At 39.5% G+C, this 26,158-nt stretch carries 31 protein-coding genes and 1 pseudogene; 27 read left to right on the top strand and 5 right to left on the bottom strand.

Features of this window, described 5'->3' with window-relative positions:
- Positions 1-22 precede the first annotated feature (22 nt).
- Positions 23-988 (bottom strand): hypothetical protein, encoded by a 966-nt coding sequence (locus PCY10_RS04745; protein WP_301558922.1) that lies wholly within the window; start codon positions 986-988, stop codon positions 23-25.
- A gap of 506 nt (positions 989-1,494) precedes the next feature.
- Here PCY10_RS04745 and PCY10_RS04740 point away from each other — a divergent pair.
- From PCY10_RS04740 to PCY10_RS04710, 7 genes and pseudogenes are all read left to right on the top strand, one after another.
- Positions 1,495-1,623 (top strand): hypothetical protein, encoded by a 129-nt coding sequence (locus PCY10_RS04740; RefSeq protein WP_275895677.1) that lies wholly within the window; start codon positions 1,495-1,497, stop codon positions 1,621-1,623.
- Positions 1,624-1,762: 139 nt separating this feature from the next.
- The gene (locus PCY10_RS04735; protein WP_009568235.1) at positions 1,763-2,530 is read left to right on the top strand and encodes an ABC transporter ATP-binding protein; all 768 of its coding nucleotides are present in this window, start codon (positions 1,763-1,765) and stop codon (positions 2,528-2,530) included.
- The gene (locus PCY10_RS04730) at positions 2,523-4,511 is read left to right on the top strand and encodes an ABC transporter permease (protein WP_048784745.1); all 1,989 of its coding nucleotides are present in this window, start codon (positions 2,523-2,525) and stop codon (positions 4,509-4,511) included. Before PCY10_RS04735 ends, PCY10_RS04730 begins: the two co-directional genes overlap by 8 nt.
- 171 nt (positions 4,512-4,682) lie before the next feature.
- Positions 4,683-6,071, top strand: coding sequence for an APC family permease (locus PCY10_RS04725; RefSeq protein WP_301558921.1), 1,389 nt, complete (start codon positions 4,683-4,685; stop codon positions 6,069-6,071).
- Positions 6,072-6,139: 68 nt separating this feature from the next.
- Positions 6,140-6,568 (top strand): GNAT family N-acetyltransferase, encoded by a 429-nt coding sequence (locus PCY10_RS04720; RefSeq protein ID WP_301558920.1) that lies wholly within the window; start codon positions 6,140-6,142, stop codon positions 6,566-6,568.
- A gap of 12 nt (positions 6,569-6,580) precedes the next feature.
- Positions 6,581-7,042: a GNAT family N-acetyltransferase gene (locus PCY10_RS04715; protein WP_301558919.1), complete on the top strand. Its 462-nt coding sequence runs from the start codon at positions 6,581-6,583 to the stop codon at positions 7,040-7,042.
- Positions 7,039-7,675 (top strand): annotated as a pseudogene (locus PCY10_RS04710) (RpiB/LacA/LacB family sugar-phosphate isomerase). The gene PCY10_RS04715 and the pseudogene PCY10_RS04710 overlap by 4 nt, the downstream one beginning before the upstream one ends.
- Before the next feature lie 145 nt (positions 7,676-7,820).
- On the opposite strand, the gene PCY10_RS04705 reads toward PCY10_RS04710, so the two are convergent.
- On the bottom strand, positions 7,821-8,024 hold the full coding sequence (locus PCY10_RS04705; RefSeq protein ID WP_003069970.1) for a cold-shock protein: 204 nt from the start codon (positions 8,022-8,024) through the stop codon (positions 7,821-7,823).
- Positions 8,025-8,218: 194 nt separating this feature from the next.
- On the opposite strand from PCY10_RS04705, the gene PCY10_RS04700 reads away from it, so the two are divergent.
- From PCY10_RS04700 to PCY10_RS04645, 12 genes are all read left to right on the top strand, one after another.
- Positions 8,219-8,455: a DUF2829 domain-containing protein gene (locus tag PCY10_RS04700; protein WP_003028259.1), complete on the top strand. Its 237-nt coding sequence runs from the start codon at positions 8,219-8,221 to the stop codon at positions 8,453-8,455.
- Positions 8,448-9,146: a 3-oxoacyl-ACP reductase gene (locus tag PCY10_RS04695; RefSeq protein ID WP_021002985.1), complete on the top strand. Its 699-nt coding sequence runs from the start codon at positions 8,448-8,450 to the stop codon at positions 9,144-9,146. Before PCY10_RS04700 ends, PCY10_RS04695 begins: the two co-directional genes overlap by 8 nt.
- A 20-nt stretch (positions 9,147-9,166) precedes the next feature.
- The gene (locus PCY10_RS04690) at positions 9,167-9,904 is read left to right on the top strand and encodes a GNAT family N-acetyltransferase (RefSeq protein ID WP_021002984.1); all 738 of its coding nucleotides are present in this window, start codon (positions 9,167-9,169) and stop codon (positions 9,902-9,904) included.
- Positions 9,901-10,233, top strand: a complete 333-nt coding sequence (locus PCY10_RS04685; RefSeq protein WP_301558918.1) for a hypothetical protein — start codon at positions 9,901-9,903, stop codon at positions 10,231-10,233. The genes PCY10_RS04690 and PCY10_RS04685 overlap by 4 nt, the downstream gene beginning before the upstream one ends.
- 9 nt (positions 10,234-10,242) lie before the next feature.
- The gene (locus PCY10_RS04680) at positions 10,243-10,641 is read left to right on the top strand and encodes a hypothetical protein (protein ID WP_009568244.1); all 399 of its coding nucleotides are present in this window, start codon (positions 10,243-10,245) and stop codon (positions 10,639-10,641) included.
- Positions 10,642-10,676: 35 nt separating this feature from the next.
- Entirely contained in the window at positions 10,677-11,126 is a 450-nt protein-coding gene (locus tag PCY10_RS04675; protein ID WP_021002982.1) for an ASCH domain-containing protein, read from the top strand.
- Positions 11,127-11,210: 84 nt separating this feature from the next.
- On the top strand, positions 11,211-12,590 hold the full coding sequence (gene glmU / locus PCY10_RS04670; RefSeq protein ID WP_301558917.1) for a bifunctional UDP-N-acetylglucosamine diphosphorylase/glucosamine-1-phosphate N-acetyltransferase GlmU: 1,380 nt from the start codon (positions 11,211-11,213) through the stop codon (positions 12,588-12,590).
- Between the two features lie 8 nt (positions 12,591-12,598).
- Positions 12,599-13,150 carry an NUDIX hydrolase gene (locus PCY10_RS04665; protein WP_004233934.1) on the top strand — a complete coding sequence of 184 codons (552 nt, stop codon included), beginning with the start codon at positions 12,599-12,601 and terminating at the stop codon, positions 13,148-13,150.
- A gap of 10 nt (positions 13,151-13,160) precedes the next feature.
- The gene (gene macP, locus PCY10_RS04660) at positions 13,161-13,469 is read left to right on the top strand and encodes a cell wall synthase accessory phosphoprotein MacP (protein WP_020998915.1); all 309 of its coding nucleotides are present in this window, start codon (positions 13,161-13,163) and stop codon (positions 13,467-13,469) included.
- Between the two features lie 53 nt (positions 13,470-13,522).
- Complete coding sequence (locus PCY10_RS04655; protein ID WP_301558916.1) at positions 13,523-14,215, top strand: 5'-methylthioadenosine/adenosylhomocysteine nucleosidase; 693 nt, start codon at positions 13,523-13,525, stop codon at positions 14,213-14,215.
- Positions 14,216-14,232: 17 nt separating this feature from the next.
- Positions 14,233-14,541: a DUF898 family protein gene (locus tag PCY10_RS04650; RefSeq protein WP_020998913.1), complete on the top strand. Its 309-nt coding sequence runs from the start codon at positions 14,233-14,235 to the stop codon at positions 14,539-14,541.
- Between the two features lie 111 nt (positions 14,542-14,652).
- Positions 14,653-16,194, top strand: coding sequence for an ABC-F family ATP-binding cassette domain-containing protein (locus PCY10_RS04645; protein ID WP_301558915.1), 1,542 nt, complete (start codon positions 14,653-14,655; stop codon positions 16,192-16,194).
- A 54-nt stretch (positions 16,195-16,248) separates the two neighbouring features.
- On the opposite strand, the gene PCY10_RS04640 is transcribed toward PCY10_RS04645, so the two are convergent.
- Both PCY10_RS04640 and PCY10_RS04635 read right to left on the bottom strand, forming a co-directional pair.
- Positions 16,249-16,485, bottom strand: a complete 237-nt coding sequence (locus tag PCY10_RS04640) for a zinc-ribbon domain-containing protein (RefSeq protein WP_301558914.1) — start codon at positions 16,483-16,485, stop codon at positions 16,249-16,251.
- Between the two features lie 35 nt (positions 16,486-16,520).
- On the bottom strand, positions 16,521-17,324 hold the full coding sequence (locus PCY10_RS04635; protein WP_009570364.1) for a peptidylprolyl isomerase: 804 nt from the start codon (positions 17,322-17,324) through the stop codon (positions 16,521-16,523).
- A gap of 532 nt (positions 17,325-17,856) precedes the next feature.
- On the opposite strand from PCY10_RS04635, the gene PCY10_RS04630 reads away from it, so the two are divergent.
- The 3 genes from PCY10_RS04630 (at position 17,857) to PCY10_RS04620 (ending at position 20,946) form a co-directional block, all read left to right on the top strand.
- The gene (locus PCY10_RS04630; RefSeq protein WP_301558913.1) at positions 17,857-18,066 is read left to right on the top strand and encodes a PspC domain-containing protein; all 210 of its coding nucleotides are present in this window, start codon (positions 17,857-17,859) and stop codon (positions 18,064-18,066) included.
- An 89-nt stretch (positions 18,067-18,155) separates the two neighbouring features.
- A complete protein-coding gene (locus PCY10_RS04625; RefSeq protein WP_301558912.1) occupies positions 18,156-20,453 on the top strand; it encodes a DNA translocase FtsK in 2,298 nt (765 codons plus the stop codon).
- 106 nt (positions 20,454-20,559) lie between these two features.
- A complete protein-coding gene (locus tag PCY10_RS04620) occupies positions 20,560-20,946 on the top strand; it encodes a VOC family protein (protein ID WP_301558911.1) in 387 nt (128 codons plus the stop codon).
- A 933-nt stretch (positions 20,947-21,879) separates the two neighbouring features.
- On the opposite strand, the gene PCY10_RS04615 is transcribed toward PCY10_RS04620, so the two are convergent.
- Positions 21,880-22,227, bottom strand: coding sequence for a DUF3397 domain-containing protein (locus PCY10_RS04615; RefSeq protein ID WP_242758100.1), 348 nt, complete (start codon positions 22,225-22,227; stop codon positions 21,880-21,882).
- Between the two features lie 161 nt (positions 22,228-22,388).
- Between PCY10_RS04615 and rplK the strand changes: the two genes are divergently transcribed.
- The 5 genes from rplK to cvfB all read left to right on the top strand — a co-directional run bounded on the left by rplK (position 22,389) and on the right by cvfB (position 26,145).
- Positions 22,389-22,814: a 50S ribosomal protein L11 gene (rplK, locus tag PCY10_RS04610; protein WP_004233911.1), complete on the top strand. Its 426-nt coding sequence runs from the start codon at positions 22,389-22,391 to the stop codon at positions 22,812-22,814.
- Positions 22,815-22,903: 89 nt separating this feature from the next.
- Positions 22,904-23,593, top strand: coding sequence for a 50S ribosomal protein L1 (gene rplA / locus PCY10_RS04605; protein ID WP_003073378.1), 690 nt, complete (start codon positions 22,904-22,906; stop codon positions 23,591-23,593).
- 283 nt (positions 23,594-23,876) lie between these two features.
- Positions 23,877-24,617, top strand: a complete 741-nt coding sequence (pyrH, locus tag PCY10_RS04600) for a UMP kinase (protein WP_003073377.1) — start codon at positions 23,877-23,879, stop codon at positions 24,615-24,617.
- A gap of 3 nt (positions 24,618-24,620) precedes the next feature.
- Positions 24,621-25,178: a ribosome recycling factor gene (gene frr / locus PCY10_RS04595; RefSeq protein WP_003069936.1), complete on the top strand. Its 558-nt coding sequence runs from the start codon at positions 24,621-24,623 to the stop codon at positions 25,176-25,178.
- A gap of 112 nt (positions 25,179-25,290) precedes the next feature.
- Positions 25,291-26,145, top strand: coding sequence for an RNA-binding virulence regulatory protein CvfB (gene cvfB / locus PCY10_RS04590; protein ID WP_301558910.1), 855 nt, complete (start codon positions 25,291-25,293; stop codon positions 26,143-26,145).
- The last annotated feature ends 13 nt before the right edge of the window (positions 26,146-26,158 follow it).

The following is a 26,158-nucleotide window of genomic DNA, read 5'->3' as shown; positions in this document are numbered from 1 at the left end:
TCAGGACCTCATTTTGTTTGTTTTAAACACCTAGTATGATGGTTGGAAAATGGTCGTTGATATATGCAAAGGTACTTTGTAGTTGCTCGTCTGTGTGTTTACCAGTGTTTTTGAAAGCCAATCTTTGTTTTTTCTGTTTACCATTTTGCATGTGAATGGCAATCAAAGTTGATTGACGATTGGTAACAAAGAATCCAGAATAAGTTTTAAAAATATGATGATAAAGCTGAACCGTTTGATGTAAGTCTGTAATAGCAAAACCTTTATAGTAAGTAATCAAGTGATTCTTATAAATGACAATCTGTAACTCTGCATCATGAAACTGTGCTTCAGAGAGAAGATGCTCTACATTTCCTTGCAATTCTGGGTACTCTTGATAGAAATCATCGTAAGCTTGATTTATTTTCTTACGAACAAAGAACGCATTTCCTAGGAAAAAGAGTGCGATACCCAAACAGACTATTCCCATTAAGAGTGTAAATAGATTATCTGACTTTGCTCCTGAAAGAGACAGGTAAGTATTAAATGAAAAATAGCGACTGAATTTAGGATAGCGTAGGAAGAAATTACGCATATACCCAGAATAGTTTTTGATCGTTTTCTTTGTACTTCCAGTTCGTACATTGTAGAATTTTACTACAAGTTTTTCAGGTTTATTTTTTAATTGCTCAGCCTTATTTTGCAATTTTTTGATCGTTTTATCATTTTTATCAGCTTGCAATCCAACATAGCCTTTTTGATAAGCAACCAACCATATTTCAGTTTTATTATCCACTTTAGCGATTGGCCTTTTAGAAATTCCGTAAACATCAATGGAAACTAAACCGTTTTTGGGTTGTGTAGCTTCGCTATTGAAAGCAGGAAAATCAGCAGGTTTACTTGATGACAAGCTTTTATGATAAACAAAAAATGCGATAGAACAAGTAAGTACAATGGCAGCTACAACTAAGTTAGCCACAAAGCCTTTATTTCGTTTTTCTTTTAACATGAAAATCCCCCTATAAAAAAGTTTGAAAATCAAATAGATTTTTAAATAACTATATCATATTTGCTGAATGAATTTCAAGTATTGATCAAATTTTTATGTGAATAGATTTAAGGATAATTTTTACGGAAGAGCTATTGATGTCAGATAAAGCTAAGAAAATTTTAAGATGGAAACGAGGTTTAAAGAGATTTCAAAGAGCAGGCTTTAAGCTCGTATATTTGTATAGCTTGATGATTGTATTAGTGAGTTCATGACTGGGATTGTATTTTGATCTGTGTATTGAATACTCCATCTTACCGGAAGAAACAATGCGAAAATAGATTTTTGAAAAGTAGGGTGCCAATGTGTTTGTACGAATCTCAAATGCAGTAATTGGATTGGAGTCTAGATTCAAATTTTTCTTACAAAAATGTAAGCTTTTAGAGCCTAAATGAAAGATTATGTTATGGTAGATGCTTTGCGATTTTTGTATCATATAAATGTAAAGAAAATAAAGGAGAAACAGCATGAAAACAATGTTCTTTAAGCAAGCATCCATCTCTAAGACAGAAAAAATTACAAAAGAGGATATTGAAAAAACAAAACTTGGCTGCGCATCTAGTCAATATTATTTCTGGTTACAATATAATCATTAAGATACATTTATTGATATAAACGCAGTTTCAGGTAATCTTACAAAAATGTAAGATTAAAATAAAAAATGAAAGGTTAAAGTATGGAAACTTACTGTTCTTTTCAGTATGATAGATATATAAAAATTGTGAGGAGCAAACGATGACATTATTAGATGTACAACATGTAAAGAAAATTTATAAAACACGCTTTCAAGGAAATCAAGTGGAAGCACTGAAGGACATTCATTTTACAGTAGATGAGGGTGACTATGTAGCGATTATGGGTGAGTCTGGGTCTGGAAAATCTACCTTACTCAACATTCTAGCCATGCTGGATAAGCCAACTGAAGGACGTGTCTTTCTCAACGGTACTGATACAGCAACGATTAAAAACAGTCAAGCTTCTAGCTTCCGTCGGGAGAAATTAGGTTTCGTCTTTCAAGATTTTAACTTGTTAGACACACTGTCAGTCAAGGACAATATTCTCTTGCCACTCGTCCTATCGCGCCGTCCCATCACGGAAATGATGCAAAAGCTAGTCACAATTTGTAACGAATTGGGAATTAACCAACTGCAAGAAAAATTTCCCTATGAAATCTCAGGTGGTCAAAAACAACGGGTGGCAGTAGCACGTGCTATTATCAGTAATCCAGAAATTCTGTTAGCAGATGAACCAACTGGAGCGTTGGATTCCAAATCGTCTGCGGCTCTTTTAGATGTCTTTGACGACATTAATGATCGTGGTCAAACGATACTTATGGTGACGCATTCGACCTCTGCAGCAAGTCGTGCTAAGCGGGTACTTTTCATTAAGGATGGCATTTTGTATAACCAAATTTTCCGAGGCGATAAGACGGAGCGGCAGATGTTCCAAGAGATTTCTGATACCTTAACGGTCATGGCGAGCGAGGTGAATCAAGGTGCTTAGATTAGCGGGAAAATTAGCGGTTTCTAACCTAGTGAAAAATCGTAGATTATACTATCCATTTGCGTTGGCAACTTGTTTAGTCGTCGCTATTTCATATATTTTTAATTCTTTAACGTTTAATCCTCATTTACAAAAAATGCAGGGGGCAAGTTCTATTTCATTTGTCTTGGCTCTTGGAGTAATTATTGTGACGATTGCTGCAGCGATTATCGTTTTTTATGCTAATAGCTTCGTCATGAAAAATCGTTCGAAAGAGCTAGGTCTTTATGGAATGCTAGGGCTTAATAAACGTCATCTCTTTACCATGGTGTTCATTGAGTTATTGATTTTAGGATCGACGACTGTCACGATTGGTCTTGGATTTGGTATTGTATTTGATAAACTGATTTATGCCTTTTTACTGAAATTGATGGGGTTAAAAGTTGTCTTAGTATCCACGTTTCAATGGTTAGTTCTTATTTCAGTTGTTGTCATCTATGGCGTTATTTTTGCGGGCTTGGTGCTTGTCAACGGTTTGAGGATTCTACGTTTTAATGCTTTGCAATTGGCCAAGGAAAAGAATAGCGGTGAAAGAAAAGGACGATTTCTTCTGATTCAAACGATTATTGGATCGATTTCTTTAGGCTATGCTTATTACCTAGCTCTGAGTGTCAAAAATCCACTGACAGCAATTGGTATATTTTTTATAGCTGTTCTCTTTGTTATTTTAGGGACTTATCTGCTGTTCAATGCAGGAGTTACAGTATTTTTACGGTTGCTTCAGAAAAATAAACGGTATTATTATCAACCTAATAATATGATTTCTGTGTCCAATTTGATTTTTCGGATGAAGAAAAATGCAGTGGGATTGGCAACGATTGCGATTCTTTCAACGATGGTTTTGGTCACCTTGGCTGGAGGTGTCAATATTTATGCAGGTGCTGGTTATCTTAAAAGCGTGATGTATCCCCAAGATTATACGATAAAGGGGAAGGGAGTGTCAGCTGCTCAATTGGATCAGGCATTGACAGAATTTGCAAAAGAGAATCATTTAACAGTCACTAAGAAAAATGCTTATCAATATTATTCGATGGGAATTAAAAATCAAAAGGGCAATCAGCTTGATATTTATCCAAAAGGTGAAACACGAGTTTCTCCACAGGCTTATATTCTGCTGTTTTCAGCTGATGATTATCGGAAAATGACGGGCAAAACATTGAATTTAAAAGATAATGAGACAGTAATCTTTGCAAAAGGAATCTCTATCAGGCAAACTCAGCCTCTTAAGCTGAACGGGCAAGAATTGATAGTTAAAGAACTTTTAAAAGAGGACTTTGTTCTTGGAAACATTACAGATCAGTATAATATCATTATCCCTCAGTCACTTTTTATGGTGGTCAATGACCCACAAAAATTGGTGGATTCCCAAAAGCAACATTACACGATTAATACAGAATTATATGGCGGCTTGAATATCAGGGCTTCTAATAAGAAAAAGGGCGATTTGGATACAGCTTACCAGAAGAAGCTGAAACAGTTCAATACGACGTTCCTCGATAATGCCGGTGTGTATGGTTATACAAGAATCCAAGGTGTGCAGGAAATTATGAGTATGTTAGGTGGCGTTTTCTTTATTGGTATTTTCCTTTCAATTGTCTTTATGCTGGGAACGGTTTTGGTAATCTACTACAAACAGATTTCAGAAGGGTATGAAGACCGAGACCGCTTTGTAATTTTACAAAAGGTAGGATTAGATGAAAAGCAGACCAAGCGCACCATTCGCAAACAAATTTTGACTGTGTTCTTCTTACCGCTTGCTTTCGCTTTTGTGCATCTGGCATTTGCTTATCATATGCTGAGTCTCATGTTGAAAGTTTTAGGTGTGTTGAATGCATCATTAATGCTAACTGTTACGCTTAGTGTTTGTACTATCTTCTTTATCGTCTATGTACTTGTCTTTCTCATCACATCACGCAGTTATCGAAAGATTGTGTCGATGTAAGTTGGAGATTAGTGATAAGCATAATGAAAAATGTTATTGACATAGTAATTAAAACAGGAGTAAGTTAAATCTTACTCCTGTTTTAATTTCCTTCATAAAAAATAGTCTGTCGGATTCCTTTTTAGTTGCTTTTATGGTAGAATAATTCAATCTAGGAAATTGGAGTTTGGGATGGGTATATTTAGAAAAAAAGATGTTAGTCGAGATCGGACTGGCATGCGGCGTCATTTACGATTGTTGGATTTGATTTTGTTAGGAATTGGCGCTATGGTAGGGACGGGGATTTTTACGATTACTGGAACGGCAGCTGCCACATTAGCTGGTCCTGCTTTAGTTGTTTCGATTATTATTTCTGCTCTTTGCGTGAGTATGTCTGCTTTCTTTTATGCAGAATTTGCGTCGAGAATTCCTGCAAATGGGGGTGCTTATAGTTATCTTTATGTTGTTCTTGGTGAGTTTCCAGCTTGGATAGTAGGCTGGCTGACCATTATGGAATTTATGACAGCTGTATCTAGCGTGGCATCTGGTTGGGCATCCTATTTGAAAGGTTTGCTGAATGGATTTGGTTTGAGTATGCCCAAAATGCTCAACGGAACCTTTAATCCGCAGGCGGGGACTTATATAGATTTACTGCCGATACTGGTTTTGGTATTTGTAACTGGCGTGGTGCTGTTAAATTCTAGAGCAGCTTTGCGGTTTAATTCTGCTTTGGTTGTTTTGAAGTTCTCGGCACTTGCTCTTTTTATTCTGGCAGGAATCTTCTTTATTAAGCCTGAAAATTGGTCTCATTTTGCTCCATTTGGATTTGGTAAACTGTATGGTGGTGAAGTTGGTATTATGGCTGGTGCCTCTCTGATGTTCTTTGCCTTTTTGGGTTTTGAGTCCATATCTATGGCGGTAGACGAGATAAAGGAGCCACAAAAAAATGTTCCACGAGGGATTGTGTTGTCTCTATCCATTGTAACAGTTCTTTATATATTAGTGACATTGGTTTTGACAGGGATTGTTCACTACAGCAAGTTAGATGTAGCCGATGCAGTCGCTTTCGCCCTTCGTGCTGTGGGACTTAGCTGGGCGGCTAATTATGTGTCGGTGGTGGCTATTTTGACGTTGATTACTGTCTGTATTTCCATGACCTATGCTCTGTCGCGCATGATTTATAGTATTGCGCGTGATGGTTTGCTGCCAAGGTCCTTTAGAAAATTAACTGCTACTAGTCGAGTTCCGAAAAATGCTACGATTTTGGTGGGAATAGCTACAGCAGTTTGTGCGGGGATGTTTCCTTTAGCAAGTATTGCCTCCTTTTTGAATATCTGTACATTGGCTTATTTGATGTTGTTGGCAGTTGCTATTCTGAAGCTTCGAAAGGACAAAGGACTTCCTCAAGCAGGGGAATTTAAAACTCCTTTGGTACCGTTGACGCCTATCTTATCGATTATTATCTGCCTGTCTTTCATGAGCCAATATGGCTCTGACACTTGGCTAGCATTTGGGCTTGCTTTACTAGTCGGAACGATAATCTATTTTGTCTATGGCTACCACCATTCGGAAATCAATTGATGAGTTTTAATCCAGACAGCCGGCTAGGCTGTTTTTTGATATAATAGAAGCAGAAATGAGGTGTTTTGATGATTTGTCATGTAAAATTGTCAGATGTAGCAGCTATCCAAAAAATCAACTTGGAGATCTTGGGTTACAATTATGATGTTGGAGCAACGAAAGCTCAATTAGCACGAGTTTTGCAGCAGCCAGAACAGATTATTTTAGTAGCCAAAAACCAAGCTGGACAAGTGATTGGCTATGCCCATGCGGCTAGCTATGATTGCCTCTATTTTCCGCCTTTACTCAACCTGTTGGCATTAGCAGTTGACAAAGATTTTCAAGGTCAGGGATATGGCAAAGCTTTGATGCAGGCCATTCGTGAAGAGGGTGTGGCAGCGGGTTACACAGGTATTCGAATAAACTCTGGTATTTCACGAATGAAGGCTCATGAGTTTTATCGAAAATTGGGTTGTGAGGAAAAAGCTGATCAGAAACGTTTTTATTGGGAATTTTGAGAAATGATATCTATGAAGATTGAACCATCAAGGCAAAGTAATGCAGAAGAAATTGCTAATAATTGGCATTATGAAGGAATTTATAGCTTTTATGATATGCAAGCAGACCCTGAGGATTATGAAGAAATTTTATCTCCTGAAGCGCGTGGCAATCACTATTATCAAATTCTCAAAAATGATGAATTGTATGGTTTTTTCTGTCTTTTCCCAATTGGTAAAGACAAGCAAGAACTAGGTTTAGGGATGAAGCCAGAGTATTGTGGTAAAGGTCAAGGGGAAGAGTTTTTACAAACCATTCTGCAGTTTATTGAAGAAAATATCTCAGTAAAAAGCCTAACTCTCTCAGTTGCAGATTTTAATCAAAGAGCTCAAAAGCTCTATCTTCATTGTGGTTTCAACGTGATTGGGCGGAAGCCTCAGGAAAGCAATGGCGATAGTTACCTTTTTGTCAAAATGGAAAAGGAGTTGAAATGAGAGTTGCGGTTATCCAAGGAACCACTCGAAGAAATATGAATTCGCTGCTATTTGAATCTGTAAAAAAAGCAGTCCAATCGTCTGACGAAGTATTGAATTTTGGTATTTTTGAGGAGGAGAACGAGCAGTATTCTTATGTTGAGATAGCGATGATGATTAGTCTCTTAATCGAAAGTGGAGCAGTGGATTTTGTTGTAACAGGTTGCTCTTCAGGTCAAGGTATGATGCTTCTGTAATAGTTTACCGGGTCTTTTGTGTGGCTATATAGAGACCCCACAAGATGCTTTCCTCTTTGGACGAATCAATGGAGGAAATGTTGCTTCCCTGCCATTAGGGTTAAATTTTGGTTGGCAAGGAGAATTGAACCTACAATATACATTGGATAAATTATTTGATGGTGAGTTTGGTATGGGTTATCCTGAAAATGAAGCGGAAAGAAAACGGTTGGAAGCAAGTGCCCTAAAGGACCTGAATCAGTTGACGAAACGAAGTTGGGAAGAATTAGTTGAACAACTTCCAACTGATACTTTCACTAAATTGTTGCAAAGAAAGATAGTGATGAATGCTATTATAACGAATGGAACCAATGAAGAGTTCATCCGTTTGCTGAAAGCAAAAATAGGTAAAAAGTGAAATGAAAAAGCGGAGGCACTAAGTAGATGTCCCTACACATTTCATTATCTTTGCAAATTTGACTGTTTATGGTAAAAATTGAGCTTGACATTATAACGTCATTTTAAAACAATAAAAAGACTGGGATTTCCAGTCTTGTCTTGTTTTATGCTAATGTTGTAATATTGACTGCTTGAAGACCACGCTGACCTTCTTCAATGTTAAACATTACTTTGTCACCTTCATTCAGTGATTTGAATCCGTCGGATTGAATCGCTGAAAAGTGAGCAAAAACGTCTGGTCCATTGTCCTGTGAAATAAAACCATAGCCTTTTTCAGCATTGAACCATTTTACTGTACCTTGTGTCATACATCTTACTTCCTTTCTCTAAAAGATTGTGTAAAAAATAGAAAAAGTAAAGATGAAAAACAAAAATACTTACTCAAAATTCATTTACTCTTGCTAGTCTAGCAGAAGTAGCAGCAAAAGGCAAGGAAAAAACAGCGTAGGACATCATATTTTGCTATACTAGTTATATGAAAAGAAGAAAGAGGTAGAAGATAATGACATTTGAAGAAATTTTACCAGGTCTGAAAGCTAAGAAGAAATACGTTCGTACTGGTTGGGGTGGGGCAGAGAACTACATCCAGCTTTTTGACAGCATTGAACAAAATGGAGTGACACTTGATGTGACTCCGTACTTTCTTATCAACGTGTCAGGCGAAGGGGAAGGTTTTTCCATGTGGAGCCCAACTCCTTGTGATGTCTTAGCAGATGACTGGGTGGAAGTTCATGACTAAGACAGTATTGGTGACGGGAGTCAGTTCAGGGATTGGACGAGCACAGGCACAGCTCTTTTTGGAAAATGGCTGGCGCGTCTATGGTGTAGACCAGTCTAAAGAACCAAATCTGACAGGAGATTTTCATTTTCTTCAACAAGATTTAACGCTGACGCTTCAGTCAGTTTTTAACTGGTGCCCGCAAGTGGATGTCCTCTGCAATACAGCTGGAGTACTAGATGATTATAAACCTTTACTGGAGCAAACTGCTCAAGAAATCCAAGAAATTTTCGAGATTAACTATGTGACACCAGTAGAATTAACACGTTATTATCTGACACAGATGTTGAAGAAAAACTCAGGCATCATTATCAATATGTGCTCTATCGCATCGAGTTTAGCTGGTGGTGGCGGTCATGCTTATACCTCTTCTAAGCATGCTTTAGCAGGATTTACCAAGCAATTAGCACTTGATTATGCTGAAGCAGGAATTCAGATTTTTGGAATTGCACCAGGAGCAGTCAAAACCAAGATGACTGCGGCAGATTTTGAACCAGGTGGCTTAGCAGATTGGGTTGCTGAAGAAACGCCGATCAAGCGCTGGTTAGATCCTCAAGAAGTGGCTGATGTCACCTTTTTTCTAGCTAGTGGCAAGGCAGCTGCTATGCAGGGTGAGATTCTCAAAATCGACGGTGGTTGGAGCTTGAAGTGAGGAAATCAAAGGTGAAAGCAATGAAGACTAAGTATTTTTACTCTTGGTCTAAAAACATGGTTGTTTACGGCTTGGATACTGGACTAGGGAAGCTCTTCATGAATGAATCTGAGACAGCCTGCCTATACCAATTAGGAAATTTCATCTTTCCGGCTGGTCAGGCGGATTCGGATTTTTGGCAGGATTATAGAGCTAAATACAGATTGGCTGACAAGGTTATTGTCTCCGAGGAGCCTAGTTGGCAGGAGTTCTTGGATAGCCAGAGTGAGCTGCATCGGTTTACTCGCTATGCTTTTGCTGACAGGGCCGACTTTGACACAGAGACTTTGGAGAAATGGCAGAGCAGGATACCAGCAAACTGCCAACTTTTTCTGATTGATGAGACGAGATATAAGCGTCTAGCTGAGGAAGTTTGGTCCCAGGATTTACAGGGTGACTTTGCTGATTTTAAACAGTTTCAAGCAGCGGGTGGTTTTGGCTTTCTACTCTGTTCAGGAGAAGAAATAATCGCCGCTGTATCGACAGGATTGGTCTATCATGGAGCCCTTGAGATTGAAATTGCTACCAAGCCAGCCTACCAAAGGCAGGGCTTGGCCAAAATCTTGGGTGTCCAGATGATTTTAGAAGCCCAAAACCGCTCACTCTTTCCTCTCTGGGATGCGCACAATGAAGCTTCCAAGAAGGTTGCAGAAAGCTTGGGCTATCAGTGTCTAGGAGCTTATCCGGCTTATGAATGGAAAGGGACTTTTGACCAATGAAGAAAAACCAAACCTATGACTTAAAAGATATCATGGAGGCTGTAAAATCGGAAGAGCTAGATGATGATTTCTGTTTGTATGCTAAGGAAAATGGAGAACTGAATTTTCAGACTAGCTACTGGCTTGCAGATTATCCTCAAGTGGTGGATAATAAGGATGTTTATCCTAGACAAGTAAGGGAGCAAGAGCTGGAGCTGATTTATTACGGTGAAGATTTTGCGGATGTTCTCTTGTCAGTCATGGAGCAGAAAGCAGAAGTGACTGACGAAGAGTGTTTACAGGCTCTGCTTTACTATTATGAGCATGATGACTTTATGGATTTTGAATGAGGAAAACGTATGGCTTTTATAAAAGGATTAATGATATTAGGGAATATAGAAAAATTTATGGCAGAGGAAAGTGAGTTACTGTTAGACTATTGTAGCCATATCTCTATTTTGACTTTTACTAGTTTGAGATACGAACGCCTTACCCAGTCGGAAGAAGAAATTTCCTACCAAGTGTATTTGTATGCATTTGATGAAAATCCAATCAAAGAAAATGATTTCCATCTCTCTTTAGAAATTATTTTTGATTTGCAAGACTCTAACATTGAAATTCGTCCTCAGTTTGGACGATATACAGCTGAAGAGAACTTTGGACTGGGAGATGGCTTAAATTTTATCAAGGATTCTTTAGAGGCAGATTTTTTTATTGATTTTGATAGTGATATGGAGTGGGATGAAGATTTCCTATAAGTAATAATTTTTAACTTAGGAAGGCAGGAACAATTATGACCCCAAAAGAAATGTGGCAGGCATATAAGAAAATCAATCCAGAGATTGGCGATGAGATTGATGCCTGGGCCTTTGGTGCCTTGGCAGATGAGCTTGCCGACTTAGTGCTTCGTGGAGAGAAGACAGCGACAGCTTCGGCCTATGAGCTCTATAAGCTTGAAAATGAGCCCTTGCCGCAGGCAGGAAGCTTTGATGTCATTTTAGACAGTCAGGATAGGGCAGTCTGTATCGTTGAAATCACCAAAGTCTCTGTGTTGCCTTTTAATCAAGTTTCAGCCGATCACGCCTTTAAGGAAGGAGAAGGAGATAAATCCTTGGCCTACTGGCAGCAAGTCCATCAGGCATTTTTCACAGAGTGTCTGGCGGAAGCAGGTTTGGAATTTTCGCAAGAAAGTGGTGTTGTCTTAGAAGAATTTCACAAGGTTTATCCACTATCAAAGATATAGATCAAAGCGCTGCAGAGAGAATCTTAACAAATGATATAAAAAATGCTATAATAAAATAAATTTATTTTGATAAAAGGAACTATTATGACAAACTATGCAATTATTTTAGCAGCTGGAAAAGGCACTCGTATGAAATCAGATCTACCAAAAGTGCTCCACAAAGTTGCTGGAATTTCCATGTTAGAACATGTATTTAGAAGTGTTGCTGCTATTACACCAGGAAAGACTGTGACGGTGGTTGGGCACAAAGCAGAAATGGTTGAGCAAGTATTAGCAGGTCAGACAGAATTTGTCCGTCAGACCGAGCAGTTGGGAACTGGTCATGCAGTTATGATGGCAGAGCCTGCACTGAAAGGACTGGCAGGACAAACATTAGTGATTGCAGGAGACACTCCTTTGATTACAGGAGAGAGCCTGAAAAATCTGATTGACTTTCATATCAATCATAAGAATGTTGCAACGATTTTGACAGCAGAAGCGGAAAATCCATTTGGTTATGGTCGGATTGTCCGTAATCAGCATGAAGAAGTACTCAAAATTGTGGAGCAAAAAGATGCTTCGGATTTTGAAAAACAAATCAAGGAAATCAATACAGGAACTTACGTTTTTGATAATGCTCGTCTCTTTGAAGCATTGAAAAATATCAATACCAATAATGCGCAAGGAGAATACTACATCACAGATGTAATCAGTATTTTCCGTGAAAATGGTGAAAAAGTCGGTGCTTATACTCTGAAGGATTTTGATGAAAGTCTGGGAGTTAATGACCGCATAGCGTTGGCAACAGCAGAAGGCATTATGCATCGGCGCATCAATCAAGCTCACATGCTAAATGGTGTTAGTTTTGTTAATCCAGAAGGGACTTATATTGATGTAGATGTAGAAATTGAACCAGAAGTCCAAATTGAAGCTAATGTTACCTTGAAAGGAACAACGAAAATTGGTGCAGGCAGCATTTTGATAAACGGTACGTATATTGTTGACTCTATTATCGGAGAACAAACTGTGATTACAAATTCGATGATTGAGGAGTCTACAGTTGCAGATGGTGTAACGGTAGGACCTTACGCTCATGTCCGTCCAGATTCACGTCTTGCTAAAAATGTACATGTAGGAAATTTCGTTGAAGTGAAAGGGTCTTCTATCGGTGAAAATACCAAAGCTGGACACTTGACCTATATTGGAAATTCTGAAGTGGGAGCAAATGTTAATTTTGGTGCTGGAACGATTACAGTGAATTATGATGGACAGCATAAATTTAAGACAGTCATTGGAAATAATGTTTTTGTAGGTTCTAATTCGACCATTATTGCGCCAGTGGAGCTTGGAGACAATTCTCTTGTCGGTGCAGGCTCAACCATTACTAAGGATGTACCAGCAGACGCTATTGCCATCGGACGTGGTCGTCAGATTAACAAAGATGAATACGCAAAACGCTTACCACATCATCCAGATAATAAGTAGGAACGGCTATGGATTTTGAAGAAAAAACGCTAAAACGAACAGAAATTTATCAAGGCCCTATTTTTAACCTTGTCAAAGATAAAGTTCAGCTACCGGCTGGGAAAGGTACAGCTTATCGTGATTTGATTTTCCATAATGGTGCTGTAGCAGTTATTGCATTAACATCAGAAAATAAAATGATTTTGGTCAAGCAGTACCGCAAAGCTATTGAAGCAACCTCTTATGAAATTCCAGCAGGCAAGTTAGAAGTTGGTGAAAATGCGGATCCTAAAGCTGCTGCTTTGCGTGAATTGGAAGAAGAAACTGGCTATACCGGTGAATTGGAGTTGCTCTATGATTTCTATTCGGCGATTGGCTTTTGCAATGAGCGAATCAGACTTTATAGCGCTAGCCATTTAACAAAAGTTGAAAATCCTCGTCCACAAGATGAGGACGAGACGTTAGAACTCTATGAAGTGACATTGGAAGAAGCGAAAGCGCTCCTTGCTAGTGGTGATATTTGTGACGCCAAAACCATCATTGCACTCCAGTATTGGGAAATGAAAACAAATCGAAGATAGGGGGATGCTCATGGGAAGACCTTTATTAACAGATGAAATGATTGAAAGGGCAAATCGTGGTGAAGATATTTCAGGTCCACCTTTGCATGATGAAGAAGAAACCAAAATTTTAAAAACGACTAGAAGCCAGTTTGGTTATTCCTCTCTAAATAGCAGCTTCAATCAAGATACACTACAAATTAATGTGGAACCAACAGTGACCAAAAGCCGACGGATTGAAAATGCAAAACGTGGCGTATTTCAAGCGAAATTAAACAAAATTCTATTTTGGATTGTCCTACTTTTGATTGCTTTAATTGTCGCTATTATTTGGTTATAAAAAAGCGAGAAGCTTAGACTTTCGCTTTTTTTATGATAGAACGAGAGGAAAACATGAAAATTGGAATTATTGCGGCTATGCCTGAGGAGTTAAAGATTTTATTGGAGCATTTGGAAAATGCCGAAAAATACTTACGGTTGGGTCATGTCTATCATACAGGCTCTATCGGTCGTCATGAAGTGGTGTTGGTCGAAAGCGGGATTGGCAAGGTCATGTCCGCTATGAGTGTGGCTGTTTTAGTCAATGACTTCAAGGTTACAGCTGTGATTAATACAGGATCAGCTGGAGCAGTAGCAGAAGGTCTGGCTATTGGCGATGTGGTAGTCGCAGATCATCTGGTTTATCATGATGTGGATGTGACGGCCTTTGGCTATGATTATGGGCAGATGGCACGGCAGCCGCTTTATTTTGAAGCTAGTCGCTATCTGGTTGCTGAAATGAAGAAAGTTTTGGAAAAGACCCATCAAATCGCAAGAGTAGGGTTGATTGCGACAGGTGACAGCTTTGTTGCCGGTCAAGATAAGATTAATCGCATCAAGGAGCATTTTCCAGATGTCTTAGCCGTCGAGATGGAAGGCGCAGCTATTGCCCAAGCTACTCACTCGATTGGTCTGCCTTTTATGGTTATTCGGGCTATGAGCGACACAGCTAGCCATGATGCTAATGTCACTTTTGATGAGTTCATTCTTGAAGCTGGTAAACGTTCTGCAGAAACACTGATTCAGTTTCTGAAAGAGTTGGTTTAGATAGAGGAGGAGATATTATGTACAAAGAGTCTTATTTTGATGGTGGTCTATTTTCTTACATTGGTCATGCTATTTTAGCTATCTTGATTACAGTTTTGACGCTAGGTATCTGTGCACCTTGGGGCATGTGTATTCTGTATAATTGGAAGGTAAAGCATACGGTCATTGACGGGCACCGTCTCTATTTTGACGGTACTGCAATACAGCTTTTTGGAAATTGGATTAAGTGGTGGCTCTTGACGCTTGTTACTTTTGGTATTTATAGTTTTTGGCTTAATATCAAACTGACCCAGTGGATTACTAAGCATACGCATCATGCGAATTGAGAACAAGTAAGCGAGACTTAAGTGGCTCGTTTTTCCTTTTCTTCTGTCTTGCCAAAAAATCTCTTTTGATGGTATAATCAAGGAACTGGAATCAATGATAGAGGAGAAAAGATGAGTATTTTAGAAGTAAAAAATCTCAGCCACGGTTTTGGTGACAGGGCTATTTTTGAGGATGTATCCTTCCGTCTACTCAAGGGTGAGCATATCGGCTTGGTTGGTGCTAATGGTGAGGGGAAGTCAACCTTTATGAGCATTGTGACAGGGAAAATGCTACCGGACGAGGGTAAGGTTGAGTGGTCTAAATATGTGACTGTTGGCTATCTGGATCAGCATGCTGTGTTGGAGCAAGGCCAGTCTGTCCGCGATGTCTTGCGCACAGCTTTTGACGAGCTTTTCAAAACTGAGGCCCGTATCAATGAAATTTATATGAGCATGGCTGAGGAAGGAGCCGATGTTGATGCTCTTATGGAGGAAGTGGGCGAGCTACAGGATCGCTTGGAAAGCCGAGATTTCTATACTCTAGATGCCAAGATTGACGAAGTTGCACGGGCTTTGGGTGTTATGGACTACGGCATGGAGAGTGATGTGACAGAGCTATCTGGTGGGCAGCGCACCAAGGTTCTCTTAGCTAAGCTTCTTCTGGAAAAACCGGATATCCTGCTCTTGGACGAGCCAACCAACTATCTGGATGCTGAGCATATTGACTGGCTTAAACGCTACCTACAGAACTATGAAAATGCCTTTGTTCTGATCTCGCACGATAGTCCTTTCTTGAATGATGTGATTAATATCGTTTACCATGTGGAAAATCAACATCTAACCCGTTATTCTGGCGACTACTATCAGTTCCAGGAAGTCTATGAGATGAAAAAATCTCAGCTGGAAGCGGCTTATGAGCGCCAGCAGAAGGAAATTGCGGACCTAAAAGACTTTGTGGCCCGCAACAAAGCCCGCGTGGCGACTCGTAATATGGCTATGTCTCGCCAGAAAAAGTTGGATAAGATGGACATTATCGAGTTGCAAAGTGAAAAGCCAAAGCCATCCTTTGGCTTCAAGTCTGCCCGTACACCTGGCCGCTTTATCTTTCAAACCAAGGATTTGCAGATTGGTTACGACCGTCCGCTGACCCAGCCCCTTAACCTGACCTTTGAACGCAATCAAAAGGTAGCGATTATCGGGGCAAATGGAATTGGGAAAACGACCCTGCTCAAGAGCCTGCTGGGTATTATCTCGCCTATTGCAGGTCAAGTCGAGCGTGGGGACTATCTGGAACTGGGTTATTTCGAGCAGGAAGTTGAAAGCGGCAATCGTCAAACACCGCTCGAAGCAGTCTGGAACGCCTTCCCAGCTCTTAATCAGGCAGAAGTTCGAGCAGCTCTGGCCAGATGTGGTCTGACTTCCAAGCACATCGAGAGCCAGATCCAAGTTCTTTCAGGTGGGGAGCAGGCCAAGGTTCGCCTTTGCCTCCTCATGAACCGAGAAAATAATGTTCTAGTGCTGGACGAGCCAACCAATCACCTGGATGTCGATGCCAAGGAAGAGCTCAAACGAGCTCTGAAAGAATACAAGGGCAGCATTCTCATGGTCTGCCACGAGCCTGATTTCTATGAAGGCTGGATGGACCAGATATGGGATTTTAACCAGTTGACTTGATCAAATGAAGCAGAAGCAAAGAGACGATTCATTGCGAATCGTCTCTTTCTGCTATCAATAATTCAAAAACTGTTCGATTTCCTGCTTCTCAATCTGTTTGCCGTGCTGGCAGATAGGGCAGGTGAGGTAATGTTTTTTACCGTAAGAAAAGGTAGGAATCCAATAGAGTGTAAACTTTCGGCCCGTTTCAATAATGTTCCAAGGTGTGACATTGTGGCAGTTAGCACACTCGATATTGCTTTGGGTCTGGCCTACGTTTTTCTGATAACCTTTATATCCCCAGATAATCATATTGATTTCCCTCCTTTATTACTTGGATCGCAAGCTTATTTTTTGAAATCATAGTCCTTGATAATCTCGATTTTCTCAATTTTGATTTCTTTTTTAGGTTTGTCATTTTCGCCGGTTTCAGTAGCAGCAATTTTATCAACGACATCCATACCAGAAACGACTTGACCAAAGACGGTGTAGTTTCCGTCTAAACTTGGGTTTCCACCTTTTTGATAGGCTTCAATGATTTTTTGAGGATATGTTTCACTAGAAAGTTGATTGGAACTATCCTTAGTATTTTGATTGATGAAGAATTGACTACCGTTGGAATTTGGATTGGAAGAGCGTGCCATAGCTAATGCGCCACGAATATTGTAGAGATAAGATGAAATCTCTGTTTTAAAGCCGCTGCCAGAATCAATGTTAGAATTTTTTCCTTTCCAAATAGACTCACCACCTGTCCCATCTCCTTTAGGATCTCCTGTTTGAATCATGAAATCCTTAATGACACGATGGAAAGTCACGCCATTATAATAACCTTCTTTAGCATGTGTTAAGAAATTTTCTACCGCAAGTGGTGCATATTTTGGAAAGAGCTTCATGGAAATAACGCCTTCTGTTGTTGTCATCTTTACTTCTGCTTCATCTTCAGCCACCTTGTCAGATAACTGTGGAAAATGAGCATTTTTATCTGTTAGAGCCGCTTTTTGTTTTTCTTTTTGTTTTTTAGCCGCTTTTGAGCTGGATTCGGAAGCAAGACTTGAATCTACATAATCATTTCCTTTGATAGCTCTTTGTAAACTAGTGCAGCCTGTCAAAAATAACCCCGTAGTGAGACTTAAGATAAGTAATTTTTTCATAGGTATCCTTTCTGAATATTGAGTTATTCACATTTTACTATAAATAAAAGTCTTTTTCAAACCCTTTGAGATGTCTCTGTACGACCTGCAAGTTACTATTGACTTACTTTTTTGTCTAAAAATAGCTAGTACCTGAAGATACGAAAACATTTTCTTACGAGAAAAAATTTTTGTGCTACAATAACGTTTATTAACAAAGGATAGAGCATTTAATGCCAAAGAATTTTAAGGAATTATTATTTTTGACAGTTCTCATGTGTAGCATGATGGTATTTGGAATCTGTCTGTTGTAGGCCACTTTTTATGGGCTTATCTAGCAGTAGGAGATATCTCTGGATTCATAACCGCATTGCCCTTGAATTTTATTATTGTCGAACCAATCTTTCGCTTTATTTTAAGTCAATTTCAAAAATAAGATTTCTAATTTTGTTGATGGCTGAACTTTTGATAATTGATTCATAGAAATTCTTTATTAAATTATTTAATGGTAAAAATTTTATGTTATAATACATCTATAAAAGGAGGAACAGAGATGACTAAACGATTGACAAGAGATGTGCGAAATAAGAAAATTGCAGGTGTATGCGCAGGAGTAGCAAATTATTTCGAAATTGATCCTACCATTGTACGCCTAATCTGGGGAATAGCATTTTTAGTATATGGAATCGGCTTTATTCCTTATTTGATTTTATGGTTCGTCTTGCCAAAGAATGATGTAGATGATGAAGTGATTTGGAAGTAGACAATGTTGTTTAAAAAGTGGAAGCAGATAGAACTTCTACTTTTTTTCTTGCATTGGATTAGTGTGTGATTTGTGATATAATAAAGTTTATGGCAAGTAAGAAAAATAGTAAGAAAGGTCGGACAACAAGACGACCTACAAAAGCAGAATTAGAACGTCAGAAAGCTATTCGGAGGATGTTAGTAACTTTTGGGATTGCTTTTTTACTTCTTTTTGCAGCATTAAAATGGGGAGCTGTTGGAATCACCCTTTACAATCTTATTCGATTATTGGTGGGAAGTTTAGCCTATATCGCTATTATAGCCAGTCTCATTTATCTTTTCTTTTTTAAATGGGTTAATAAGCACGAAGGGTATAAATCAGGCTTTTTCAGTATTTTTATCGGTTTGTTGCTCATATTCCAAGCTTATTTTGTAAATGTTTTAAGCTTAAAAGGACAGGTTCTAAGTACAACCTTATCACGAATTTTAACGGATTTAAGCTCATTTAAAGTAAGTGCTTTTGCTGGCGGTGGTTTATTAGGAGCGGTTCTTTATACTCCAGTGGCCTTTTTATTTTCAAGTATGGGTTCCTACTTTATTGGTGCTCTTCTGATATTGTTAGGGATTCTTTTAATCAGTCCATATTCGATTTATGATATTTTTGAAAAATTAAGTGATACTTATCACGTCTGGAGTGAAAAGCGAGAAGCCAAGCGCCAGCAACGATTTGTAGAAAAAGAAGAAAAAGCTGTGCAAGATGCAATGAATGCTATTCAGGTAGAGCAAGAAGAATCTGAAGTGGATCCTGAAACGGGAGAGATTTTAGATGATGAGGACTTGTCACACTTACCTGTGGACTTTGACGAGGCAGACTATGATGAATTGGGAGAATATGACCCTCATGAACCTCTGGACTTCGGCCACGATGAGGAGATGGCGGAAGCAGATGCAGATGTTGAGGTCGATTTTACTACCAAGGAAAGTCTGGACTACAAGCTGCCGACCATCAACCTCTTTGCGCCTGACAAGCCTAAAAACCAGTCCAAGGAAAAGCGTATTGTCCGAGACAATATCAAGATTTTGGAAGAGACATTTGCCAGCTTTGGGATAAAAGCTACAGTTGAGCGGGCTGAAATCGGACCTTCCGTCACCAAGTATGAGGTCAAACCAGCTGTTGGAGTACGGGTTAATCGGATTTCCAATCTGGCGGATGACTTAGCTCTAGCTCTAGCTGCTAAGGATGTGCGGATTGAAGCGCCGATTCCTGGAAAATCCCTGGTCGGAATTGAAGTACCTAACTCTGAAGTTGCGACTGTGACTTTCCGAGAACTCTGGGAGCAGTCTAAGACAGATGACAAGAAATTGCTTGAAATTCCATTGGGGAAAGCTGTCAATGGATCTGTTCGTACATTTGACTTGGCAAAGATGCCCCACCTCTTGGTGGCGGGTTCTACGGGCTCTGGTAAATCTGTGGCAGTTAACGGTATTATTGCGAGCATTCTCATGAAGGCTAGACCAGATGAGGTCAAGTTCATGATGGTTGATCCTAAGATGGTGGAGTTGTCTGTTTATAACGATATTCCTCACTTGCTCATCCCTGTCGTGACCAATCCTCGCAAGGCTAGTCGTGCGTTACAGAAGGTTGTAGACGAGATGGAAAATCGTTATGAACTCTTCTCTAAGGTCGGTGCTCGTAATATTGCTGGGTATAATGCTAAGGTAGCTGAGTATAATGCCCAGTCAGAGTACAAGCAGGTTCCCCTGCCTTTAATCGTTGTCATCGTAGATGAGCTGGCTGACCTTATGATGGTGGCTAGTAAGGAAGTAGAAGATGCTATTATCCGTTTAGGGCAAAAGGCGCGGGCAGCTGGGATTCACATGATTCTGGCAACTCAGCGTCCATCTGTAGATGTTATTTCCGGTCTGATTAAGGCTAATGTTCCGTCTCGGATTGCTTTTGCTGTCTCTAGTGGAACAGACAGCCGAACCATTCTCGATGAGAATGGAGCAGAAAAGCTTTTGGGCCGTGGGGATATGCTCTTTAAGCCTATTGATGAAAATCATCCGATTCGACTGCAGGGCTCCCTTATCTCAGATGAAGATGTGGAGCGAATCGTTGCCTTTGTCAAGAATCAAGCGGAAGCTGACTACGATGATAGCTTTGATCCGGGCGAAGTATCTGAAAGCGATATGGAGTCTGGCAGTGGCGATGATGGAGGAGATCCCCTCTTTGAAGAAGCCAGAGCTTTGGTGATTGAAACTCAAAAAGCGAGTGCATCAATGCTCCAACGTCGCTTATCTGTTGGTTTCAATCGAGCAACCCGACTCATGGAAGAGTTGGAAGCAGCGGGCGTTATTGGTCCTGCCGAAGGAACGAAGCCGAGAAAAGTTTTGCAGACGAATTGATTCTAATTTCACTAGTCTGCTAGCAAGAAAATCATTCTATAAAAACAAATCTGCCAGCAGTCAGCCGGCAGATTTTCTCTACTTACCAAGGAAGGAAAAATAAGTTATGAAATTAGATACCATTCACCACATAGCCATCATCGGTCATGATTATATCAAGACTAAGGCTTTTTATGTAGATAAACTAGGCTTTGATATATTAGATGAGCACCACCGGCCTGACAAACAGGATATTCTTTTTAACGTTTGTAAAGGGAATCTAATTCTGGAAATTTTCATCAAGAAGGAGGCTCCCAAACGACCATCCCTGCCTGCTCCAGAGCACACTGGTCTGCGGCATTTAGCCTTCCGAGTGACGGATGTCGAAGAATGTTTGATGGAATTTGACCGTTTAGAAATTCCCCATACTGAACTGCGCTATGATGACTTTGACGGCCGTAAGATGGCTTTCTTTTTTGATCCGGATGGCCTACCTTTAGAGATTCATGAATAAGCTTTCATCTTGACTTAGGTTTTAAATTTTCTAAATGAATGTCTGCCTTCCTCTTAAGAGACTGGTCAGCACCAAAATAATCAATAATTAGTTCCAGGAGATTTGGATTTCCTAGGATAGCTGTATCAATATAAAATTTGTGAAAATCAGCTACCTGCTCCTCTGAAAGGATAGAGCGGATATGCTTGCTACAGAAAAAAGCATATCCCTAGCGTGATGAACAATGATTTTCAGGTCTGTGAATTCTTAATAAAGTCCTGCTTAAGCGATTTGCAGCATGGCTTAGGCTCACGAACAGACAATTGGGTTATCAGTTTTTCTGAAGCCAGATTGGCAAGCTAAGACATGCACAAGCATTAAAGACAGGATAGAGGTGAGGCTATTGATTGTCCTAAAGCACTGAACACCAATTAATTTATCAGACTTAGGGGCCCTCTTCTAAAATTTTCAAGGCTTGGCCTAGATTATTCATGGGAATCATAGCAACTTCTGTAGCAAACATACCCAGATGGACGTGCATAATCTTTCAGGTCTGGCTTGGCTTCTCTACAAAAGTTTGGTAGGCTTTTGGAAGCAACATCATCTTCAGGCCTCACATTGACATAAGAGATGATTTGCTTGGCCTTGCCATTCCAAGTTGTACGGGAGCGTAGCTAAGTCTGTTAAGTGCGGATGTCGGATGAATGAGAACTGTTCGATCAGTCTCGGTTTGATGATCTGCATCTTTTTATAAAATTTAGACAGTAAAAAACGAGTGAATATATCAATTTTATCTTATATAAATCTAACTCCTTTCTTACCAACATAACAGGAATGAGGACGCTTTTGTAAAATGCAAAGGATATGTTATAACTATCTTTCTAGATTTTCAAAACATAGGAATATGCAAAAAACCATCGGCTACTCCATGACCGATGGGTGTGTTTTACATTGTTACAAAAAAAGACCGATGACCATGGCTAGATACATGAAGAAGGTCAAAATAAAACCAGCTCGCCAGAAGAATTTAAAAAATCTGGGATAGTAAAAGCTACGTTTAACTTTAAGAAAATAAACGGTAATAGCAATTGCTAAGGCAGAGAGCGCTAAAGTCAGTTCTGGCAATAAGCTGTGATAGAAAGCTTTATCTGAGATGACATAGAACTCTAGCACGAGAAGTGGAAAGGCCAAATCAGCAAAATTTAAGCCAAATCGTTTCAGACGAAATAATTTGGTGATAATAATAGTTAAAATAATAGTTAAAAAGATAAATAAAACAGAAGCTATTTTTAATAATGTCATAAGTTTATTTTACCATAAAAACTGGAGAAAGATAGAAAAATTTTTCGTGTTTTTTCTTGCAATTAATCAGTTTTAGTGTATAATAGAAAGGTATGCATAAGCATACTTGTGGGAGGTAAAAATATTACGTTACCGCCAAAACCACAAAGGAGGATTTAAAAATGGCTAAAAAAGTCGAAAAACTTGTAAAATTGCAAATCCCTGCTGGTAAAGCTACTCCAGCTCCACCAGTTGGTCCTGCGCTTGGTCAAGCTGGTATCAACATCATGGGATTTACGAAAGAGTTCAACGCTCGCACAGCTGATCAAGCTGGCATGATTATTCCAGTTGTCATCTCTGTATACGAAGATAAATCATTTACTTTCGTTACAAAGACTCCACCAGCTGCTGTCCTTTTGAAAAAGGCTGCCGGTACTGACAAAGGATCAGGCGAACCAAATAAGAAGAAAGTTGCAACAGTTACTCGTGCACAAGTACAAGAAATTGCTGAAACTAAGATGCCAGATTTGAATGCTGCAAACCTTGAGTCTGCAATGCGTATGATCGAAGGTACTGCTCGTTCTATGGGATTCACTGTTGTTGACTAAACAATAACACCCAAACCCGCAAGACTTCATCAGACGAGAAGGACGTGGGAGATGAAAATCGATTGAACCACTTACAAGGAGAATAGAAAATGGCTAAAAAAAGCAAACAACTTCGTGCTGCTCTTGAAAAAATCGACAGCACAAAAGCATACAGTGTAGAAGAAGCTGTAGCACTTGCAAAAGAAACAAACTTTGCAAAATTTGATGCAACTGTAGAAGTTGCTTATAACTTGAATATTGACGTAAAAAAAGCGGATCAACAAATCCGTGGTGCAATGGTTCTTCCAAACGGAACTGGTAAAACTCAGCGTGTGCTTGTGTTCGCACGCGGTGCAAAAGCAGAAGAAGCAAAAGCTGCTGGTGCAGACTTCGTTGGTGAAGATGATCTCGTTGCAAAAATTAATGACGGCTGGTTGGACTTTGACGTAGTAATCGCTACACCTGACATGATGGCACTTGTAGGTCGCCTTGGACGTGTCCTTGGTCCGCGTAACCTGATGCCAAACCCTAAAACTGGTACTGTAACAATGGACGTTGCAAAAGCAGTTGAAGAGTCTAAGGGTGGTAAGATTACTTACCGTGCAGACCGTGCAGGTAACGTACAAGCTATTATTGGTAAAGTTTCATTTGAAGCTGACAAGTTGGTTGAAAACTTTAAAGCATTCCACGATGTGATTGCCAAAGCAAAACCAGCTACTGTAAAAGGAACATACATGACAAATCTTACTATCACTACTACTCAAGGCGTAGGTATTAAGGTTGATGTCAACTCACTTTAATTTAAGAATAAAAACTCTATCTATGGATAGGGTTTTTTTATGAATAACTCATATTTAAATGGAGTTTATCAGACTGATAAAAATAACAGATAAAAGCAACAACGTTTTTGGAATAAATCAATTAATCTATTAAGAGAAAAAAGGATATGCTACATACATTATTGAAGTAGGAGTCAGTCGAAAAAACTAAATTTCTTTTGTTAATTTTGATATTTTGAAAATAGGACTATATAAAAATTAGAAATTATGGTAAAATAGTACAGATAAAATAAGGAGAGTAAAAATGGTAGTCCCGAAATATAAACGTATTTTAATCAAGTTATCAGGTGAAGCTCTTGCTGGTGAGAAAGGGATAGGAATTAACATTTCAACCGTTCAAAAAATGGCAGAGGAAATCAAGGAAGTGCATGATTTGGGTATTGAAATTGCCCTTGTTATCGGTGGTGGGAATCTCTGGCGTGGAGAGCCTGCGGCAGAAGCAGGAATGGATCGTGTGCAGGCTGACTATACTGGAATGCTTGGGACCGTTATGAATGCTTTGGTGATGGCTGATTCATTGCAACAAGTAGGTGTGGATACTCGTGTACAAACTGCGATTGCAATGCAGCAAGTGGCAGAACCTTACATTCGTGGACGAGCACTTCGCCATCTGGAAAAAGGTCGTATCGTCATTTTTGGTGCCGGTGTTGGCTCACCTTATTTCTCAACGGATACAACAGCTGCCCTTCGTGCGGCCGAGATTGAAGCTGATGCGATTCTTATGGCGAAAAACGGTGTTGATGGGGTCTATAATGCAGATCCAAATAAAGATAAGACAGCTGTGAAGTTTGATGAATTGACTCACCGTGATGTGATTAACAAAGGATTGCGGATTATGGATTCAACAGCTTCTACCCTTTCAATGGACAATGATATTGACCTTGTTGTGTTCAATATGAACGAATCTGGTAATATTAAACGAGTTGTTTTCGGAGAACAAATCGGAACAACTGTTTCAAATAATGTAGAAAAAGAAGAGGATTAAGTTATGGCAAATGCAATTGTAGAAAAAGCGAAAGAAAGAATGACCCAATCACATCAAAGTTTAGCGCGTGAATTTGGTAGTATTCGTGCTGGGCGTGCGAATGCTAGTCTTTTAGATCGCATTACAGTAGAATACTATGGAGTGGAAACTCCACTCAATCAAATTGCTTCTATCACAATTCCAGAAGCGCGCGTGTTATTAGTAACACCTTTTGATAAATCATCTATCAAAGATATTGAACGTGCTTTGAATGCTTCTGATCTGGGTATTACACCTGCTAGTGATGGTTCTGTTATCCGTCTCGTCATTCCTGCTTTGACGGAAGAGACTCGTCGTGATTTGGCTAAAGAAGTTAAAAAAGTTGGAGAGAATGCTAAGATTGCTATCCGGAATATCCGCCGTGATGCTATGGATGAAGCGAAAAAGCAAGAAAAAGCAAAAGAAATTACTGAAGATGAACTGAAAGGTCTTGAAAAAGACATTCAAAAAGTGACAGATGACGCTGTTAAACACATCGATGAAATGACTTCTACTAAGGAAAAAGAATTGCTTGAAGTGTGATGTTTCTTTCCATGATTGAAAATGAAAAACTAAAACTCAGTTAGTTTGGCTAGCTGAGTTTCTTTTGAAAGGGAGCTGAAGCAATGCTCCTTTAAATGATAGAAAGAGAAAAATGAATACAAATCTTGCAACATTTATAACAGGTCTAGTAACTGATGAAAACGATCGTTTTTACTTTGTTCAAAAGGATGGTCAGACTTATGCTTTAGCTAAAGAAGAAGGTAAGTATCAGCTAGGAGAAACGGTCAAAGGTTTTGTCTATAGTGATATGAAACAGAAACTTCGCCTGACGACTCTCGAAGTCACAGCAACTCAGACGACTTTTGGTTGGGGGATGGTAACAGAAGTTCGCAAAGATCTGGGGGTCTTTGTCGATACAGGACTTCCGGATAAGCAAATCGTAGTGTCGCTGGACATCTTGCCGGAGATAAAAGAACTCTGGCCCAAAAAAGGAGATCGGCTTTATATTCGCCTAGATGTCGATAAAAAAGACCGAATCTGGGGACTTTTGGCCTATCAGGAGGATTTCCAGCGCTTAGCTCGTCCTGCCTACAATAATATGCAAAATCAAAATTGGCCAGCCATTGTTTATCGACTCAAACTCTCTGGCACCTTTGTTTATCTGCCGGAGAATAATATGCTGGGCTTTATCCACCCTAGCGAACGTTATACCGAGCCACGTCTCGGTCAAGTGCTAGATGTGCGGGTGATTGGCTTTCGGGAAGTTGATCGTACCCTTAATCTTTCACTCAAACCTCGCTCTTTTGAGATGCTGGAAAATGATGCTCAAATGATTCTGACATACCTAGAAAGTCAAGGAGGCTTTATGACTTTGAATGATAAGTCGTCCCCAGAGGATATAAAGACTACCTTTGGCATTTCCAAAGGACAGTTTAAAAAAGCTTTAGGCGGTCTGATGAAAGCTGGCAAAATCAAGCAGAATGGGACAGGGACAGAGTTGATTTGAAATACCAATTTAT

Origin of the sequence: Streptococcus sp. SI1 (assembly GCF_030439945.1) — a bacterium.
Taxonomy (GTDB): Bacteria; Bacillota; Bacilli; order Lactobacillales; family Streptococcaceae; genus Streptococcus; species Streptococcus intermedius.
Note: the sequence above shows the minus strand (reverse complement) of the source record. Positions and strands in the feature narration are given on the sequence as shown.

Bases quoted from the DNA above. Each gene is read 5' to 3' on its own strand.
- PCY10_RS04675 (WP_021002982.1), top strand. From the start codon at position 10,677: ATGACCCCAAAAGAAATGTGGCAGGCATATAAGAAAATCAATCCAGAG.
- PCY10_RS04720 (WP_301558920.1), top strand. From the start codon at position 6,140: ATGATTTGTCATGTAAAATTGTCAGATGTAGCAGCTATCCAAAAAATC.
- PCY10_RS04695 (WP_021002985.1), top strand. From the start codon at position 8,448: ATGACTAAGACAGTATTGGTGACGGGAGTCAGTTCAGGGATTGGACGA.
- PCY10_RS04735 (WP_009568235.1), top strand. From the start codon at position 1,763: ATGACATTATTAGATGTACAACATGTAAAGAAAATTTATAAAACACGC.
- glmU (WP_301558917.1), top strand. From the start codon at position 11,211: ATGACAAACTATGCAATTATTTTAGCAGCTGGAAAAGGCACTCGTATG.
- rplK (WP_004233911.1), top strand. From the start codon at position 22,389: ATGGCTAAAAAAGTCGAAAAACTTGTAAAATTGCAAATCCCTGCTGGT.
- PCY10_RS04700 (WP_003028259.1), top strand. From the start codon at position 8,219: ATGACATTTGAAGAAATTTTACCAGGTCTGAAAGCTAAGAAGAAATAC.
- PCY10_RS04690 (WP_021002984.1), top strand. From the start codon at position 9,167: ATGAAGACTAAGTATTTTTACTCTTGGTCTAAAAACATGGTTGTTTAC.
- pyrH (WP_003073377.1), top strand. From the start codon at position 23,877: ATGGTAGTCCCGAAATATAAACGTATTTTAATCAAGTTATCAGGTGAA.
- PCY10_RS04745 (WP_301558922.1), bottom strand. From the start codon at position 988: ATGTTAAAAGAAAAACGAAATAAAGGCTTTGTGGCTAACTTAGTTGTA.
- PCY10_RS04615 (WP_242758100.1), bottom strand. From the start codon at position 22,227: ATGACATTATTAAAAATAGCTTCTGTTTTATTTATCTTTTTAACTATT.
- PCY10_RS04680 (WP_009568244.1), top strand. From the start codon at position 10,243: ATGGCTTTTATAAAAGGATTAATGATATTAGGGAATATAGAAAAATTT.
- PCY10_RS04645 (WP_301558915.1), top strand. From the start codon at position 14,653: ATGAGTATTTTAGAAGTAAAAAATCTCAGCCACGGTTTTGGTGACAGG.
- macP (WP_020998915.1), top strand. From the start codon at position 13,161: ATGGGAAGACCTTTATTAACAGATGAAATGATTGAAAGGGCAAATCGT.
- PCY10_RS04725 (WP_301558921.1), top strand. From the start codon at position 4,683: ATGGGTATATTTAGAAAAAAAGATGTTAGTCGAGATCGGACTGGCATG.
- PCY10_RS04740 (WP_275895677.1), top strand. From the start codon at position 1,495: ATGAAAACAATGTTCTTTAAGCAAGCATCCATCTCTAAGACAGAAAAA.
- PCY10_RS04665 (WP_004233934.1), top strand. From the start codon at position 12,599: ATGGATTTTGAAGAAAAAACGCTAAAACGAACAGAAATTTATCAAGGC.
- PCY10_RS04705 (WP_003069970.1), bottom strand. From the start codon at position 8,024: ATGACACAAGGTACAGTAAAATGGTTCAATGCTGAAAAAGGCTATGGT.
- PCY10_RS04685 (WP_301558918.1), top strand. From the start codon at position 9,901: ATGAAGAAAAACCAAACCTATGACTTAAAAGATATCATGGAGGCTGTA.
- frr (WP_003069936.1), top strand. From the start codon at position 24,621: ATGGCAAATGCAATTGTAGAAAAAGCGAAAGAAAGAATGACCCAATCA.
- cvfB (WP_301558910.1), top strand. From the start codon at position 25,291: ATGAATACAAATCTTGCAACATTTATAACAGGTCTAGTAACTGATGAA.
- PCY10_RS04715 (WP_301558919.1), top strand. From the start codon at position 6,581: ATGAAGATTGAACCATCAAGGCAAAGTAATGCAGAAGAAATTGCTAAT.
- PCY10_RS04630 (WP_301558913.1), top strand. From the start codon at position 17,857: ATGACTAAACGATTGACAAGAGATGTGCGAAATAAGAAAATTGCAGGT.
- PCY10_RS04625 (WP_301558912.1), top strand. From the start codon at position 18,156: ATGGCAAGTAAGAAAAATAGTAAGAAAGGTCGGACAACAAGACGACCT.
- rplA (WP_003073378.1), top strand. From the start codon at position 22,904: ATGGCTAAAAAAAGCAAACAACTTCGTGCTGCTCTTGAAAAAATCGAC.
- PCY10_RS04635 (WP_009570364.1), bottom strand. From the start codon at position 17,324: ATGAAAAAATTACTTATCTTAAGTCTCACTACGGGGTTATTTTTGACA.
- PCY10_RS04650 (WP_020998913.1), top strand. From the start codon at position 14,233: ATGTACAAAGAGTCTTATTTTGATGGTGGTCTATTTTCTTACATTGGT.
- PCY10_RS04620 (WP_301558911.1), top strand. From the start codon at position 20,560: ATGAAATTAGATACCATTCACCACATAGCCATCATCGGTCATGATTAT.
- PCY10_RS04640 (WP_301558914.1), bottom strand. From the start codon at position 16,485: ATGATTATCTGGGGATATAAAGGTTATCAGAAAAACGTAGGCCAGACC.
- PCY10_RS04655 (WP_301558916.1), top strand. From the start codon at position 13,523: ATGAAAATTGGAATTATTGCGGCTATGCCTGAGGAGTTAAAGATTTTA.